Source organism: Paracoccus sp. NFXS7 (assembly GCF_040148865.1).
Taxonomy (GTDB): domain Bacteria; phylum Pseudomonadota; class Alphaproteobacteria; order Rhodobacterales; family Rhodobacteraceae; genus Paracoccus; species Paracoccus marcusii.
In genome coordinates this window covers 128,002-141,052 of record NZ_JAKEKV010000001.1, presented here as the reverse complement: position 1 = coordinate 141,052, position 13,051 = coordinate 128,002, and the positions used below count along the sequence as shown (strand labels likewise).

Below are 13,051 nucleotides of genomic sequence, written 5' to 3'. Positions count from 1 at the left end.
TTGTCATGTGTGGTCGGCTCACGCTTTCGTCAAGGGGCGGTGCGAAGGGCGTCCAGAAGGGCCTGCATGTCGTGGGGCAGGGGACTGTCGAACGCCATCTCGACCCCGGTGACCGGATGGACGAACCCTAGATGCGCGGCGTGTAACGCCTGTCGGGAAAACGCCTGGACCGCTGCCGCAGCGGTGCCAAGCGCCTTGGCAGAGGCACGTCGCGATCCGCCATAGACCGGATCGCCGATCAGCCCCAGCCCGCAATGGGCCATGTGCACCCGGATCTGGTGGGTGCGCCCCGTTTCCAGCCGGCACTCCACAAGCATGGCCGAAGGCGGCGTGCCGAACCGTTCCAGCAGCCGCGCGCGGGTCACGGCGTGACGGCCCTTGTCGGCAAAGACCGCCTGACGTTGGCGGTCGGTCGGGTGGCGCGATAGGTGCGTGGCGATCCGCAGTACCAGCCCTTCCTCGAACGAGACTCCGGGCGTGCCACGCAGACGCGGATCGGCCGCGTCGATCGCCCCGTGCGCCAGCGCAAGATAGCGCCGGTTGGCTGTATGCGCCTCGAACTGGGCGGCAAGGCCGTGATGCGCGCGGTCCGACTTGGCGACGACCAGCAGGCCCGACGTGTCCTTGTCGATGCGGTGCACGATGCCGGGGCGCTTTTCGCCCCCGATGCCCGACAGCGAATCGCCGCAATGCGCCAGCAGCGCATTGACCAGCGTGCCGGTGGGGCTGCCCGGGGCGGGATGGACGACCATCCCGGCGGGCTTGTCGATCACGATCAGGTCATCATCCTCATGCGCGATGACCAGCGGAATGGCCTCGGCCCGCGTCTCGACAGGCTCGGGCGGGGCCAGGGCGATGCGGTATTCCTGACCCTCGGCGACGCGCGCCTTGACGTCGCGTACGGGGCCGTCCGGACCGCTTACAGCACCGTCGGCGATCAGCCGCGCCAGGCGCGACCGCGACAGGGCCGCATCCTCTGGCACCGCCATGGCAAGCGCCTTATCAAGTCGGTCGGGCGGGTTGGCCGGAATGGTCACGGAAAGGATCGACATGGCGCAGGATGATACCGATTGGAAGGTGGCGGCGAAAGCCGTCCCGGAACTGCGCTTTCTGAAGACGCTGGTGACGGGGCTGACGCTGGTCATGGGGGTGGGGATGATCGCGGTCGTGGCGCTGCTGTGGGTGCGGCTGAACCAGCCCGTGCTGCCCGAACTGCCCGATGCGATCACGCTGCCTCAGGATGCGCAAACCCGCGCGGTGACCTTTGCGACCGATCGGATCGTCGTGCTGACGACGGACGACCGGGTGCTGGTCTATGACCGCGCGGGAACGCTGATGGGGCAGACGGCGCTTCAGCCCTGAGGCTTGGCGGCACCGGCGGACAGGGCGTCCAACCGGGCCTTCAGTTCGGCATTCTCGGTGCGGGCCTTGATCGCCATCTCGCGCACGGCCTCGAACTCCTCGCGGGTGACAAAGTCGCGGTCGGCCAGCCAGCGGTCGATCCAGCCCTTCATGGCCGTCTCGGCCTCGCTGCGGGCGCCTTGGGCCACGCCCATCGCGTTGGTCATCAGCTTGGACATGTCGTCGAAGAAACGGTTCTGGGTGGTCATCTGGCGGTGCCCTTCTGTCTTGCGTTGCGTCCTATATGGTCCGGTGCGGTCCCGGGTTCAATGTTGACAGTGCGGCTTTGGCGACTAGCGTGCGCGGCAAATCGCAGACCCGAGGCCCCATGATCCCGTTTCCCGACATCGCCCCCGAAATCTTCACGATCACCCTGGGCGGGTTCTCGTTCTCGCTGCGCTGGTATGCGCTGGCCTATCTGGCCGGCCTGATCCTGGGCTGGCGGCTGATCGTCGCGATGATGCGCCGTCCCGCGCTGTGGGGCGGCACCCCGCCCACCGCGCCCGACCGGGTCGACGACCTGCTGACCTGGGTCATCCTGGGGGTGATCCTGGGCGGGCGTCTGGGGTTCGTGCTGTTCTACGAGCCCGCCTACTATCTGTCGAACCCCGGGCAAATCCTGCAGGTCTGGCAGGGCGGGATGAGCTTTCACGGCGGCTTTGCCGGCGTGATAGTGGCGACCTGGGCCTGGTCGCGCAGCCAGGGCGTGCCCGTCCTGCGGCTGGCCGACGCGATGGCCGTCGTGGCGCCGATCGGCATCTTCTTCGGGCGCATCGCCAACTTCATCAACGCCGAACTGTGGGGCCGCCCCACCGACCTGCCGTGGGGCGTGGTCTTTCCCGGTGAGGCGGCGCAGACCTGTCCCGGCATCGTCGGACCCTGCGCCCGCCACCCCAGCCAGCTGTACGAGGCGGGACTTGAGGGCCTGCTGTTGGGGCTGATCCTGCTGGTCCTGGTTCGCGCCGGAGGGCTGCGCCGTCCGGGCCTTGCGTTCGGGGTTTTCCTTGCCGGCTATGGGCTTGCGCGCATGTTCGTCGAACTGTTCCGCGTCGCCGATGCCCAGTTCATCACGCCGGACAACCCGCTTGGCCACGTCCTGGGCGGCCCTGTGATCGGCCTGACGATGGGGCAGACGCTGTCGCTGCCGATGGTCCTGATCGGGCTGGCGCTGGTGGCTTGTGCGCGGCGCCGCCCGCCCGTCGCCGCATGACGCCGCTGGCCGCGATCATCGCGGCGCGCATCCGCGCGACGGGGCCGATCAGCCTGGCCGAGTACATGCAGGTCTGCCTGATGGACAGTCGTCACGGCTATTACGCGACGCGCGATCCCTTCGGCACCGCAGGTGATTTCACGACCGCGCCGGAGATCCACCAGATGTTCGGCGAACTGTGCGGCCTTGCGCTGGCGCAGGCATGGCTGGACCAGGGTGCCCCGGCCCCGTTCGCCTTGGTCGAGCCGGGACCGGGGCGCGGGACGCTGATGGCCGACATGCTGCGTGCGATGCGGCAGGTGCCCGGCCTGCACCAGGCCGCCGACGTCGCCCTGATCGAGGCCTCGCCGCATCTGCGCGGCGTTCAGCGCGATCGTCTCGGACCCGTCACGCATCTCGAACGGATCGAGGATATAGGATCCAAACCACTATTCCTGATCGGAAACGAGTTCATCGATGCCCTCCCAATTCGTCAGTACCAGCGGACCGACGATGGGTGGAGGGAGCGTCTGGTCGGGCTGTCGGATGATGGTCTGCGCATGGGGCTTGGCCCCGTCGTGCCGCTGGCCCGGACGGGGTCCGTGGGCGACATCGTCGAGGAATGTCCCGAAGGCGCGGCCTTTGTCGAGGCCGCTGCCCGCCACATCGCGACCCATGGCGGCTGCGCGATCCTGATCGATTATGGCGAGTGGAACGGGTTCGGCGACACGTTTCAGGCCCTGCGCAACCATGCTCGCGAAGATCCGCTGGCGCATCCGGGGCAGGCCGACCTGACGGCGCATGTTGATTTCGCACCCTTGGCCGCCGCGGCCATCCGGGGCGGGGCGGTGGCGTCGCGTCCCGTGCGGCAGGGCGATTGGCTGCGCGCCCTGGGGGCCGAGGCACGGGCAGCCCGGCTTGCCGCTGCGGGTGACGGGAGCGCGATGGCCGCGCTTCGGCGCTTGACCCACCCCGACGAAATGGGTCACTTGTTCAAGGTAATCGCGATCTGGCCCAAGGGCGCGCCGCCCGTCCCCGGATTTGTCGCGCTGGAGGCCCATGCAGACCACGCTTGAGATCCTGACCCACCCGTTGCTTTCCGACGTAAAGCACGGATTCTTTACGCGAAAGGGTGGGGCATCCTCCGGGCTGTTCGCAGGTCTGAACTGTGGGCGGCGGTCTTCGGACCAAAGCGAGATGGTGCTGGTCAACCGGGCCCGCGTTGCGGGCGCGATGGGCCTGCCGCTGGCCACCGTCAAGCAGATCCATTCGGCGGACGTGGTCACCTTGACGGACGATCACGATGTCGATGTGGTCAAGGACATCAAGGCCGACGGGCTGGTCACCGCCCGGCGCGACGTGGCCTTGGCCGTGCTGACCGCCGATTGCCAGCCCGTGCTGCTGGCCGATGCCGCGGCCGGCGTCGTCGGCGCCTGTCACGCCGGGTGGCGCGGCGCCATCGCCGGCGTGATCGAGGCGACGGTGGCCGCCATGCGCGATCTGGGTGCGACCGACATCCGCGCGGTGATCGGCCCCACGATCAGCCAGCGCGCCTATGAGGTCAGTCCCGAATTCATGGATGAGTTTCTGGCCGACGATACTGCCAATGACCGGTTCTTTTCCGGCGGTCCGAATGGTCGGCCGATGTTCGACCTGCCGGCGTTCGGGCTGTCACGGCTGCGCGCGGCTGGCGTGCAGGCGGAATGGTCGCGGCACTGCACCTATTCCGACCCCGACCGCTTTTTCAGCTATCGCCGGTCCATGCATGAGGGCCAGGCCGATTACGGTCGGCTGATCAGCGCCATCTCGCTCTAGCCCCCGAACGCAACTGAACGCAGCGGAGGCGGCATCCGCCGCGCAGGGTTCGGGCGCAAGCCGCGGCGCAGGGCCATCTGAACCCCGGCGCCCAGCAACGCCGCCATCTGTCCCAGGACCAACGCGATCAGGGCGGCTGCGGCCATGGCGGCGTCGGCCAGGCGCCGCATCAGGCGCAGGCTGTCGGATTTGCCCAGCACTGTCAGGACGCGGGTGGTGTCCGGCCCCGCGGCTTCTGACAGACGCGCAAGGCGGCGCAGGTCGTCCGGATCGTCGGCCAGCCGCAGGATCGGCAGCAGTTCGGGAACCGAGGCCTGTCGCCCGATCGTCCGCAGATCACCGGCGATGCCGGACAGGGCCCGGGCAGGCGCGGGGCTGCGCGCCGCGGTGGACAGGGCCCGCGTCATGCCGGGTGACAACGCATCGGCGCGACGCGCGACGCGCAGTGTGGTGGCGGCACCCTTGATCGACAGGCTGCTGCCCGCCGTGACCAAGGTGCCGGCAGTCGCGGCAAGGCCTAGGGTCGCCAGCGCAGCCTCGATGCCGTCGGGGTCGCCTCCGGTAGCCCAGGTGCCGCCCTGCCGGATCAGCGCGGCGGCATCGCCTGCGGGCGACAGTTCGAACGGCAGGGTGCAGGCGGCGATCAGGGACAGGCTGGGACAGGCGGTCACGTCGCGCATGCAGGTGCCGCAATCGGACAGCGTGTCCAGCATGCCAACCGCCAGCGCGGCGTCGGCACGGGCGCGCAGGTCGGGTGGCAGCGGCGTGCCCTGATCGCGGGCCAGATCCATCAGCATCTGCACCTGCTGGCGGTCGCCTGCATCCAGCGCGGCGGTCAGGCGGGGGATCAGCCAGTCCGGGGTCGCGCGGTCGGCCACGGCGCGCATCAGAGCCGCACGGGCCTGATCCAGGCCGCGATCGACAAGCGGTGCGGCAAAGGGGTTCTGCGACAGCATCCAGCCCGTCACCGCGACCGTCGCCAGCGACCAGATCAGCAGCGTCAGGCGGGCCAGCCTGCGCAAGGATCAGCCTGCTTCGCGGACGCGTTCCTCGACGATCTCGAAGGGGACGGCGGGTTCGTCCTTGGCGCCCCGGATCACCAGCGACGTCTTGACCGATGCCACGTTCGGCGCGGCGGTCAGGCTGTTGGTCAGGAAGCGCTGGAAGGTCGACAGGTCCGGAGAGATGCATTTCAGGATGAAATCGATCTCTCCGTTCAGCATGTGGCATTCGCGGACCAGCGGCCATTCCTGAACCAATGCCTCGAAGGCCGACAGGTCGCGTTCGGATTGTGACGCCAGACGGACCATGGCAAACACCTGCACCTCGAATCCCAGTTCGCGGGCGTCGATGTCGGCATGGTATCCGCGGATATAGCCCAGCTCCTCCAGCGTGCGGACGCGGCGCAGGCAGGGCGGCGCCGAGATGCCCACCCGGCGGGCCAGTTCGACATTGGTCATGCGCCCGTCGGCCTGAAGTTCGGCCAGGATCTTGCGGTCGATGTCGTCCAGTTTGGCGCCGGCCATAGTTGTCTTTCTTCTGTCAGGTCTTGGCGTTTCCGGAAACTACAATGCCGCCCCGTCCGGCGCAACAATCTTATCGACGTCGGTCCGTGGCGGGGATGCGTTGCAGTCCGGCGCATGAGGGACTACCTCATGCACAAACCGCGAAAGGGGCGCAAGATGACCGAACGCAGCCATGTGAAACTTTTGATCGTGGGATCGGGCCCGGCGGGATACACCGCCGCCGTCTACGCCTCCCGCGCCATGCTGGAGCCGATGCTGATCCAGGGGATGCAGCCCGGCGGGCAGCTGACCATCACCACCGAAGTCGAGAACTGGCCCGGCGACACCGAGATCCAAGGCCCCGACCTGATGGGCAAGATGGAGACCCATGCCCGTGCGATGGGTGCCGAAATCGTGACCGATCTTGTGACCGCGCTGGACCTGCAGAAGCGTCCCTTCACGGCGACGTGCGACAGCGGTCGGGTGGTCACCGCAGACGCGGTGATCCTTGCCACGGGGGCGCAGGCGCGCTGGCTTGGCCTGCCGTCCGAGGAGAAGTTCAAGGGTTTCGGCGTCAGTGCCTGTGCCACCTGTGACGGGTTCTTCTATCGCAATCGCGAGGTCGTGGTGATCGGCGGTGGGAACACCGCGGTCGAGGAGGCGCTGTTCCTGACCAAGTTCGCCAGCAAGGTGACGTTGGTTCATCGCCGCGACAGCCTGCGGGCCGAGAAGATCCTGCAGAACCGCCTGTTCGCCCATCCCAAGGTCGAGGTGATCTGGAACAGCGAACTGGCAGAGGTCACGGGCACCGAAACCCCGGTCGGCGTAAGCGGCGCCACGCTGCGCAACCTTGTCGATGGAACGACGCAGACGATCAAGGCTGACGGCGTGTTCGTGGCGATCGGCCATGCGCCTGCCAGCGAACTGGTCAAGGATCAGCTGGAACTGCACAACGGCGGTTATGTCAAGGTCGAGGCGGGCAGCACGCGCACCTCGATTCCGGGCGTGTTCGCGGCGGGCGACCTGACCGATCACATCTATCGTCAGGCTGTGACCAGCGCGGGAATGGGATGCATGGCCGCGCTGGATGCCGCGCATTTCCTCGAGGCACAGGGCGAGGTCGAGCTGGAGCCTGAGCAGCGGGTTGCCGTCATCTACTGACGGCTCAGCCCCGCTCGCGCGAGCGTTCGCGGGCCGGCAACTCGCCCGCGTGATCCAAGGCACCCGACGGTGCGGCCTCACGTTGCGTCTCTGCCAGGCCGGCCTTGCCGGGATCGGCATCGGGGTCGTTCGGGTGCAGCGGTCCACCGGTCTCCATCATCGCGTTGGTGGCGTCGTCCTTCAGTGCGGCAGCTTTCTCAGCCAGATCCTTCTGGCTGGGATCGGCATCGCCTTCGCGCCGTTCGCGTTCGGCCGTCGCCCGGTCCAGAGCGGCGGTCAGGAACTCGGCCTTGCTGCGCGTGCCCGCGTTGCCGGCCGCAGGGTTTGTGCCCTTGGGCCCGGCCTTTCCGCGCGCCTCGCGCCCTTGGCGGGCCGCAATGTCGCGCGCGCGGTTTCGACGGACACGCAGCAGCCCCACCAGATCGGACAATTCCTTGTCGGACAAACGGCCCAAGGCAGGTTGTCGAGTCTGGTTCGCCAGCTCCAGTTCATCCTGGGACAAGGCGCGCTGCTCTTCCTGGCTTGCGGTGGTCTGGTCGGTCATCATGCGCTCCTGTCGTTGCGGTTCGCGGACCCAACGTGACGCGTGTGGTCGGGTTCCCCGCGGCACGCCCAAAGCGAAAAGCGTTTTCCCAGACTTGAATATCGCTTTCATGGGGGCTATGCGTCGCGTCGAGTCGCGCGATCCCCGCAGGGTCGCGTGTTGATCCGTTTCTGCGCAACCCACGAGTCGTGACCATGACCCTGCCCAAGCATGCCCCCATTCCCGAACTCTATGTCTCCGAGGCGTCGGCCGCCGCGCTGAAAGACGATGCCGGGCGGATGCCCAGCTGGGACCTGACGCCACGCCAGATCTGTGATCTGGAGCTGCTGATGAACGGCGGCTTCAACCCGCTGAAGGGCTTTCTGACCCAAGCCGACTATGACGGCGTCGTTAGCGACATGCGCCTGACCTCGGGCGCGCTGTGGCCGATGCCCATCACGCTGGACGTGTCCGAAAAGTTCGCCGAAGGGCTGGAGCCGGGCACCGATATCGCCCTGCGCGATCAGGAGGGCGTGATCTTGGCGATCATGTCGCTGACCGACAAATGGGTGCCGAACAAGGCGCTGGAGGCCGAGAAGGTGTTCGGCGCCGACGACCTGGCGCATCCGGCGGTGAACTATCTGCACAACGTCGCGGGCCCGGTCTATCTGGGCGGCCCGGTCAAGGGCCTGCAGGCGCCGACGCATTACGATTTCCGCGCCCGTCGCAACACGCCCAACGAACTGCGCACCATGTTCAAGAAGCTGGGCTGGAGCCGCGTCGTCGCGTTCCAGACCCGCAACCCGCTGCACCGCGCGCATCAGGAGCTGACCTTCCGTGCCGCCCGCGAGGCTCAGGCGAACCTGCTGATCCATCCGGTCGTCGGCATGACCAAGCCGGGCGACGTCGACCACTTCACCCGCGTCCGCTGCTACGAAGCGGTGCTGGACAAGTATCCGGCGGCCACCACCAACCTGTCGTTGCTGAATCTGGCGATGCGCATGGCGGGCCCGCGCGAGGCTGTATGGCACGGCCTGATCCGGGCCAACCACGGCGTGACCCACTTCATCGTCGGCCGCGACCATGCCGGACCCGGCAAGAACAGCCAGGGCCAGGACTTCTATGGCCCCTATGACGCGCAGGAGCTGTTCAAGGCCCACCAGTCGGAAATCGGCGTCGAGATGGTCGACTTCAAGCACATGGTCTATGTGCAGGAAAAGGCGCAGTATTTCCCCGCGAACGAGATCCCCGAGGGCAGCACCGTCCTGGACATCAGCGGCACCGAACTGCGCCGGCGCCTACGCGAGGGGCTGGACATCCCGGAATGGTTCAGCTTCCCCGAGGTCGTGCAGCAGCTGCGCCGCACCTCGCCCCCGCGCGCCAACCAGGGCTTTACCGTGTTCTTCACCGGCCTGTCGGGGTCGGGCAAGTCGACGGTCGCCAACGCGCTGATGGTCAAGCTGATGGAGATGGGCGGTCGTCCCGTGTCGCTGCTGGACGGTGACGTGGTCCGCAAGCACCTGTCGTCCGAGCTGGGGTTCAGCAAGGAGCATCGCGACATCAACATCAAGCGCATCGGCTATGTCGCGTCCGAGATCACCAAGAACGGCGGCATCGCGATCTGCGCGCCGATCGCGCCCTATACCGCGACCCGCCGCGCCGTGCGCGAGATGGTCGAGGCCGGCGGCGCCTTCGTCGAGGTCCATGTCGCCACGCCCCTGGAGGAGTGTGAACGCCGCGACCGCAAGGGCCTCTACAAGCTGGCGCGGGAAGGCAAGATCAAGGAGTTCACCGGGATTTCCGATCCCTATGAAGAACCGGCCAACCCCGAACTGCGCGTCGACACGACCGACATCGACGTGGACAGCGCCGCGCATCAGGTGCTGCTGAAGCTGGAGAGCATGGGCCTGATCGGCCTGTCCTGATCCCTGCCGCAGTGATACGAACGGCCCCGGTGCGACACCGGGGCCGTTTGGCGTCCGGAACCTTGCGCGCCTGCGGATGGTTCCGCGCTGACCGTCAACGGAGTTGCCCGATGCCCCATCCCACCAGCCCGCCCAAGGGCGTGAACCCCTGGGCAGCAACCGTGCTGTTGCTGATGGGCAATTTCATGAACCTGATCGATGTCAGCATCGTCAACGTCGCGCTGCCCTCGATCCGCGCCGATCTTGGCGCCAGCGAGACGCAGATCGAATGGATCTCGGCCGCCTATGTGCTGGCCTTTGCGGTGGGCCTGCTGCCCTGCGGGCGCTTCGGGGACAAGCTGGGACGCAAGCGGCTGTTCCTGTCGGGCGTGGGGCTGTTCACGCTGGCATCCGTCCTGTGCGGGCTTGCGCCCGATATCAACGTCTTGATCGGCGCGCGTGCGCTGCAGGGCATCGGCGGGGCGATGATGGTGCCGCAGGTCATGGCGATCATGCACGTAATCTTTCCCCCCGAACAGAAGGCCAAGGCATTCGCGCTGGCGGGCGTGGTCATCAGCCTGGGCGCGGTCACGGGGCCGCTGTTGGGCGGCGTGCTGATCAGCGGGAACCTTTACGGGCTTGAATGGCGGCCCATCTTCCTGGTCAATCTGCCGGTGGGGCTGTTGGTCGTATTGGCGGGGTTCTGGCTAATCCCGCGGCTGGAATCGTCGCGCGACATGGCGATTGACTGGTGGGGCGTGGGCCTGTTCGGTCTGGCCATCACGCTGGTCGTCCTGCCGATGATCGAGGGACCGCTGCTGGGCTGGCCGTGGTGGACGCTGGTCACCCTGGTCGCGGCGATCCCCGTCGGAGCGCTGTTCCTGCGACGCCAGCACGCACTGGAGGCGGAGGACCGGGAACAACTGCTGCCGATGGTGTTGCTGCGCGATCGGGGCTTTCTGTCCGGGGTGACGGTGGTGATGCTGCATTTCTCGGCCATTCCGGGAATGTTTCTGGTTCTGGCCATCTATTTCCAGACAGGCTTTGGCCTTACGCCGCTGGAATCGGGCATCGCCACGGCGCCGTTCCCATTGGGCATCATGCTGGGCAGCTATGTCACGGGGCGGTTCGGGACGCGGGCGCTGGTGGGGCGGGTCGCCCTGGGCGCGGCGGTGATGCTGGCCGGGATGATCTGGTTGCGCCACGCGGCGGGCCACCCGCCTGCCGATCTTGGCCCCGGTACGCTGGCCGGACCTCTGGCGATGAACGGCCTGGGGATGGGTCTGGCGATCTCTCCGTTGTTCCAACTGGTGCTGCGTGACGTGCCGGGGCGCATTGCGGGGGCAGCGACGGGCGGGATGCAGGCGTTTCAGCAGATCGGCGCGGCCATCGGCATTGCCATTGTCAGCAGCCTGTTCTTTGTCCGCCTGCGCGTTGATCAGGACCATGCCGCGGCCATCGGCCACGCGCTGTCCTATCAGATCTGCGTCTTTGCGGCGATCCTGACGGTGCTGGCGCTGCGCCAATGGCGCGGTGACCGCAGGGCGGTGACGCCATGAGCTGGCGGTCGTCCCTGGAGGTCTGGGATGTCGCCACCGGGCAGTCCCGCGTGATCCTGCGCACCCCGATGCTGATCGAGGCGCCGAACTGGCACCCTGACGGCTGGTTTCTTGTGAACGGAGAGGGGCGCCTGTGGCGCGCCGATGCCGACGGCCTGCAGCTGCTGCAGACCGGCTGCGCCGAACGGTGCAACAACGACCACGGCTTTCTGCCCGACGGGCGGGTGATCTTTTCCGCACATGACGGGACCGGGGCCGGGATGCATGTCTGGGACGGCACGGCCACCCAACCGGTGGGCACGCAGCGCCCAAGCTGGTGGCACGGAGCGCATGGCGACCGGCTGGTCTATGCCTGCGCGCGGGGCGACCGCGTGGTGCGCATCGCCACCTGCGCCATGGATGGCAGCGGCGAACGGGTGCTGACCCCGGACGTCGCCCATCACGACGGTCCCGATTTCAGTGCGTGTGGTACCTGGATCTGGTTCAACAGCGACGCGACCGGTCATGCGCAGATCTGGAAGATGCGCGTCGATGGATTGGACGCCGCGCCGGTCTTTCGCGACGACGCGGTGAACTGGTTCCCGCATCCATCGCCCTGCGGGCGCCATGTCGTCTATCTGGCCTATGCGCCCGGGACGCTGGAACATCCGCGCGACCGGGACGTGTCCCTGTGGATCATGGCGCCGGACGGGACGGAACGGCGCAAGCTATGCGACCTGTTCGGTGGGCAGGGCACGCTGAACGTGCCCTGCTGGTCGCCCGATGGGCGAGCTTTCGCGTTTATGCGCTATGCCTAATGGACGCTGACGGGCCGCAGCTCGTTCTCGCGCGCCAGGGTGAAGGCCAGGGCGCGGTCCTGGACCAGGGCCAGCCGTTCGCCGTCGGTGTCGTGAACGGCGTACAGGGTCTGAACGCCGGGCAGTTGGTCTTGGACGTCGCGGGGCAGGGTCGCGGCGGCGACCTGCCGAATGTAGACGGTCTGGGCGGACGTACCGCCTCCGAAATCAAATTTGCTATCCATGATGATCCCCTTGCTTGCGGCTGATCGGAATGGTCTTGACGACCTGCTGCGGATTCACCCGGCGCAGGTCGATGTGCAGAAGCCCGTTTTCCATTGCGGCTGACGTCACCTCGACCCCGTCGGCCAGCACGAAGCTGCGTTGGAAGGCGCGGGCGGCAATGCCGCGATGCAGATAAACGCGGGCGTCGTCCGGTTCGGGTTGCCGGCCGCGGATCACCAGCTGGCGGTCCTCGGTCGTGATGGCCAGGTCGTCCTCGGCAAAGCCGGCGACGGCCAGGGTGATGCGGAAGGCATCGGGCGGCAGGTGTTCGATGTTATAGGGCGGATAGCCCTCGGCCCCCTTGGAGGCCCGTTCCACCAGGCGTTCAAGCTGGTCGAACCCCAGCAGATAGGGATGTGCCCCTAAGGAAATCTTCGTCATCTCAGCCCTTTGCGTTGCAGCGACTGCAGGTCCGGGGCCCCGTTGCGGCGGCCCCCGTCCTGCCCACGATATGGAAAGGACGGCATCGTTTTGCAAGATCCGCGCTGTCAGGGCCGAAGGTCGCAGGCCTCCATCGCCTGTCCGATCGCGCGCCGAGACCCCTCCAACGGCAGGCTGAGCGTCACCGGCCCGGCCAGCAGGGTGACCTGCCGCCCCCCGGTCAGCGCGGACAACAGCTGCGATCCGGGATCGGCGGCGATAGAATGGACGCCGTTCGTCATGTCGGACGGCACGGCGATCCGCTGTCCGTCGACCAGGACGATGATGGGATCGTCAGTCTGTCCCATTCCGTCGATCACCAGCCGTCCCGCATCACCGGGCCGGCAAACATAGCTGAGCCTGCGTCCCTCATAGGCGATCTCGGCGGCGTGGCCGGGCCCGTCGGGCAGGCGCCCCGTGTTCCAGGTGACATCGCCATCGGACTGGCCCGCGGTGGGGCCGGCGATCATCAGCGCAAGGATGGTGGCAAGCCGCGACATGGCAACCCTCCGG

Annotated in this window: 16 protein-coding genes; 8 read left to right on the top strand and 8 right to left on the bottom strand. The window is 67.4% G+C overall.

Going from position 1 to position 13,051, the window contains the following annotated elements; genetic code table 11:
• Positions 1–29 precede the first annotated feature (29 nt).
• Positions 30–1,052 carry an RluA family pseudouridine synthase gene (locus LZ686_RS00765; protein WP_349546699.1) on the bottom strand — a complete coding sequence of 341 codons (1,023 nt, stop codon included), beginning with the start codon at positions 1,050–1,052 and terminating at the stop codon, positions 30–32.
• Between LZ686_RS00765 and LZ686_RS00760 the strand changes: the two genes are divergently transcribed.
• Entirely contained in the window at positions 1,051–1,362 is a 312-nt protein-coding gene (locus LZ686_RS00760; RefSeq protein ID WP_045983032.1) for a DUF6476 family protein, read from the top strand. The two genes, LZ686_RS00765 and LZ686_RS00760, sit on opposite strands and share 2 nt — an antisense overlap.
• Here the strand turns inward: LZ686_RS00760 and LZ686_RS00755 are convergent.
• Complete coding sequence (locus LZ686_RS00755; protein ID WP_349546698.1) at positions 1,353–1,610, bottom strand: accessory factor UbiK family protein; 258 nt, start codon at positions 1,608–1,610, stop codon at positions 1,353–1,355. The genes LZ686_RS00760 and LZ686_RS00755 overlap by 10 nt on opposite strands.
• A gap of 119 nt (positions 1,611–1,729) precedes the next feature.
• Here LZ686_RS00755 and lgt point away from each other — a divergent pair, with 119 nt between their 5' ends.
• Genes lgt through pgeF form a run of 3 tightly spaced genes read left to right on the top strand, consistent with a single transcriptional unit; the run spans position 1,730 to position 4,405 of the window.
• Positions 1,730–2,611 (top strand): prolipoprotein diacylglyceryl transferase, encoded by an 882-nt coding sequence (gene lgt / locus LZ686_RS00750; RefSeq protein WP_349546697.1) that lies wholly within the window; start codon positions 1,730–1,732, stop codon positions 2,609–2,611.
• A complete protein-coding gene (locus LZ686_RS00745) occupies positions 2,608–3,666 on the top strand; it encodes a class I SAM-dependent methyltransferase (protein WP_349546696.1) in 1,059 nt (352 codons plus the stop codon). Before lgt ends, LZ686_RS00745 begins: the two co-directional genes overlap by 4 nt.
• Positions 3,650–4,405: a peptidoglycan editing factor PgeF gene (gene pgeF / locus LZ686_RS00740; protein ID WP_349546695.1), complete on the top strand. Its 756-nt coding sequence runs from the start codon at positions 3,650–3,652 to the stop codon at positions 4,403–4,405. The genes LZ686_RS00745 and pgeF overlap by 17 nt, the downstream gene beginning before the upstream one ends.
• Here pgeF and LZ686_RS00735 read toward each other — a convergent pair.
• Positions 4,402–5,427, bottom strand: a complete 1,026-nt coding sequence (locus LZ686_RS00735; RefSeq protein WP_349546694.1) for a hypothetical protein — start codon at positions 5,425–5,427, stop codon at positions 4,402–4,404. The genes pgeF and LZ686_RS00735 overlap by 4 nt on opposite strands.
• 3 nt (positions 5,428–5,430) lie before the next feature.
• Positions 5,431–5,931 carry an Lrp/AsnC family transcriptional regulator gene (locus tag LZ686_RS00730; protein ID WP_045999164.1) on the bottom strand — a complete coding sequence of 167 codons (501 nt, stop codon included), beginning with the start codon at positions 5,929–5,931 and terminating at the stop codon, positions 5,431–5,433.
• Positions 5,932–6,087: 156 nt separating this feature from the next.
• Between LZ686_RS00730 and trxB the strand changes: the two genes are divergently transcribed.
• Complete coding sequence (trxB, locus tag LZ686_RS00725) at positions 6,088–7,071, top strand: thioredoxin-disulfide reductase (protein ID WP_349546693.1); 984 nt, start codon at positions 6,088–6,090, stop codon at positions 7,069–7,071.
• A gap of 4 nt (positions 7,072–7,075) precedes the next feature.
• Here trxB and LZ686_RS00720 read toward each other — a convergent pair whose 3' ends face one another.
• A complete protein-coding gene (locus tag LZ686_RS00720) occupies positions 7,076–7,615 on the bottom strand; it encodes a hypothetical protein (protein ID WP_349546692.1) in 540 nt (179 codons plus the stop codon).
• Positions 7,616–7,809: 194 nt separating this feature from the next.
• Between LZ686_RS00720 and LZ686_RS00715 the strand changes: the two genes are divergently transcribed.
• From LZ686_RS00715 to LZ686_RS00705, 3 genes are all read left to right on the top strand, one after another.
• The gene (locus tag LZ686_RS00715) at positions 7,810–9,519 is read left to right on the top strand and encodes a bifunctional sulfate adenylyltransferase/adenylylsulfate kinase (RefSeq protein ID WP_045999166.1); all 1,710 of its coding nucleotides are present in this window, start codon (positions 7,810–7,812) and stop codon (positions 9,517–9,519) included.
• A gap of 110 nt (positions 9,520–9,629) precedes the next feature.
• Positions 9,630–11,057, top strand: coding sequence for an MFS transporter (locus LZ686_RS00710; RefSeq protein ID WP_349546691.1), 1,428 nt, complete (start codon positions 9,630–9,632; stop codon positions 11,055–11,057).
• Positions 11,054–11,854: a TolB family protein gene (locus LZ686_RS00705; protein WP_349546690.1), complete on the top strand. Its 801-nt coding sequence runs from the start codon at positions 11,054–11,056 to the stop codon at positions 11,852–11,854. The genes LZ686_RS00710 and LZ686_RS00705 overlap by 4 nt, the downstream gene beginning before the upstream one ends.
• On the opposite strand, the gene LZ686_RS00700 is transcribed toward LZ686_RS00705, so the two are convergent.
• The 3 genes from LZ686_RS00700 to LZ686_RS00690 all read right to left on the bottom strand — a co-directional run bounded on the left by LZ686_RS00700 (position 11,851) and on the right by LZ686_RS00690 (position 13,038).
• On the bottom strand, positions 11,851–12,078 hold the full coding sequence (locus tag LZ686_RS00700) for a DUF1150 family protein (protein WP_045999169.1): 228 nt from the start codon (positions 12,076–12,078) through the stop codon (positions 11,851–11,853). The two genes, LZ686_RS00705 and LZ686_RS00700, sit on opposite strands and share 4 nt — an antisense overlap.
• On the bottom strand, positions 12,071–12,499 hold the full coding sequence (locus LZ686_RS00695) for an Hsp20 family protein (RefSeq protein ID WP_045983045.1): 429 nt from the start codon (positions 12,497–12,499) through the stop codon (positions 12,071–12,073). The genes LZ686_RS00700 and LZ686_RS00695 overlap by 8 nt, the downstream gene beginning before the upstream one ends.
• Before the next feature lie 107 nt (positions 12,500–12,606).
• Positions 12,607–13,038: a hypothetical protein gene (locus LZ686_RS00690; RefSeq protein WP_349546689.1), complete on the bottom strand. Its 432-nt coding sequence runs from the start codon at positions 13,036–13,038 to the stop codon at positions 12,607–12,609.
• Positions 13,039–13,051 lie beyond the last annotated feature (13 nt).

Coding starts and splice junctions, on each gene's coding strand:
- LZ686_RS00715 (WP_045999166.1), top strand. CDS start 7,810: ATGACCCTGCCCAAGCATGCCCCCATTCCCGAACTCTATGTCTCCGAG.
- LZ686_RS00695 (WP_045983045.1), bottom strand. CDS start 12,499: ATGACGAAGATTTCCTTAGGGGCACATCCCTATCTGCTGGGGTTCGAC.
- LZ686_RS00710 (WP_349546691.1), top strand. CDS start 9,630: ATGCCCCATCCCACCAGCCCGCCCAAGGGCGTGAACCCCTGGGCAGCA.
- LZ686_RS00690 (WP_349546689.1), bottom strand. CDS start 13,038: ATGTCGCGGCTTGCCACCATCCTTGCGCTGATGATCGCCGGCCCCACC.
- LZ686_RS00730 (WP_045999164.1), bottom strand. CDS start 5,931: ATGGCCGGCGCCAAACTGGACGACATCGACCGCAAGATCCTGGCCGAA.
- LZ686_RS00700 (WP_045999169.1), bottom strand. CDS start 12,078: ATGGATAGCAAATTTGATTTCGGAGGCGGTACGTCCGCCCAGACCGTC.
- lgt (WP_349546697.1), top strand. CDS start 1,730: ATGATCCCGTTTCCCGACATCGCCCCCGAAATCTTCACGATCACCCTG.
- LZ686_RS00760 (WP_045983032.1), top strand. CDS start 1,051: ATGGCGCAGGATGATACCGATTGGAAGGTGGCGGCGAAAGCCGTCCCG.
- trxB (WP_349546693.1), top strand. CDS start 6,088: ATGACCGAACGCAGCCATGTGAAACTTTTGATCGTGGGATCGGGCCCG.
- LZ686_RS00745 (WP_349546696.1), top strand. CDS start 2,608: ATGACGCCGCTGGCCGCGATCATCGCGGCGCGCATCCGCGCGACGGGG.
- pgeF (WP_349546695.1), top strand. CDS start 3,650: ATGCAGACCACGCTTGAGATCCTGACCCACCCGTTGCTTTCCGACGTA.
- LZ686_RS00755 (WP_349546698.1), bottom strand. CDS start 1,610: ATGACCACCCAGAACCGTTTCTTCGACGACATGTCCAAGCTGATGACC.
- LZ686_RS00705 (WP_349546690.1), top strand. CDS start 11,054: ATGAGCTGGCGGTCGTCCCTGGAGGTCTGGGATGTCGCCACCGGGCAG.
- LZ686_RS00765 (WP_349546699.1), bottom strand. CDS start 1,052: ATGTCGATCCTTTCCGTGACCATTCCGGCCAACCCGCCCGACCGACTT.
- LZ686_RS00720 (WP_349546692.1), bottom strand. CDS start 7,615: ATGACCGACCAGACCACCGCAAGCCAGGAAGAGCAGCGCGCCTTGTCC.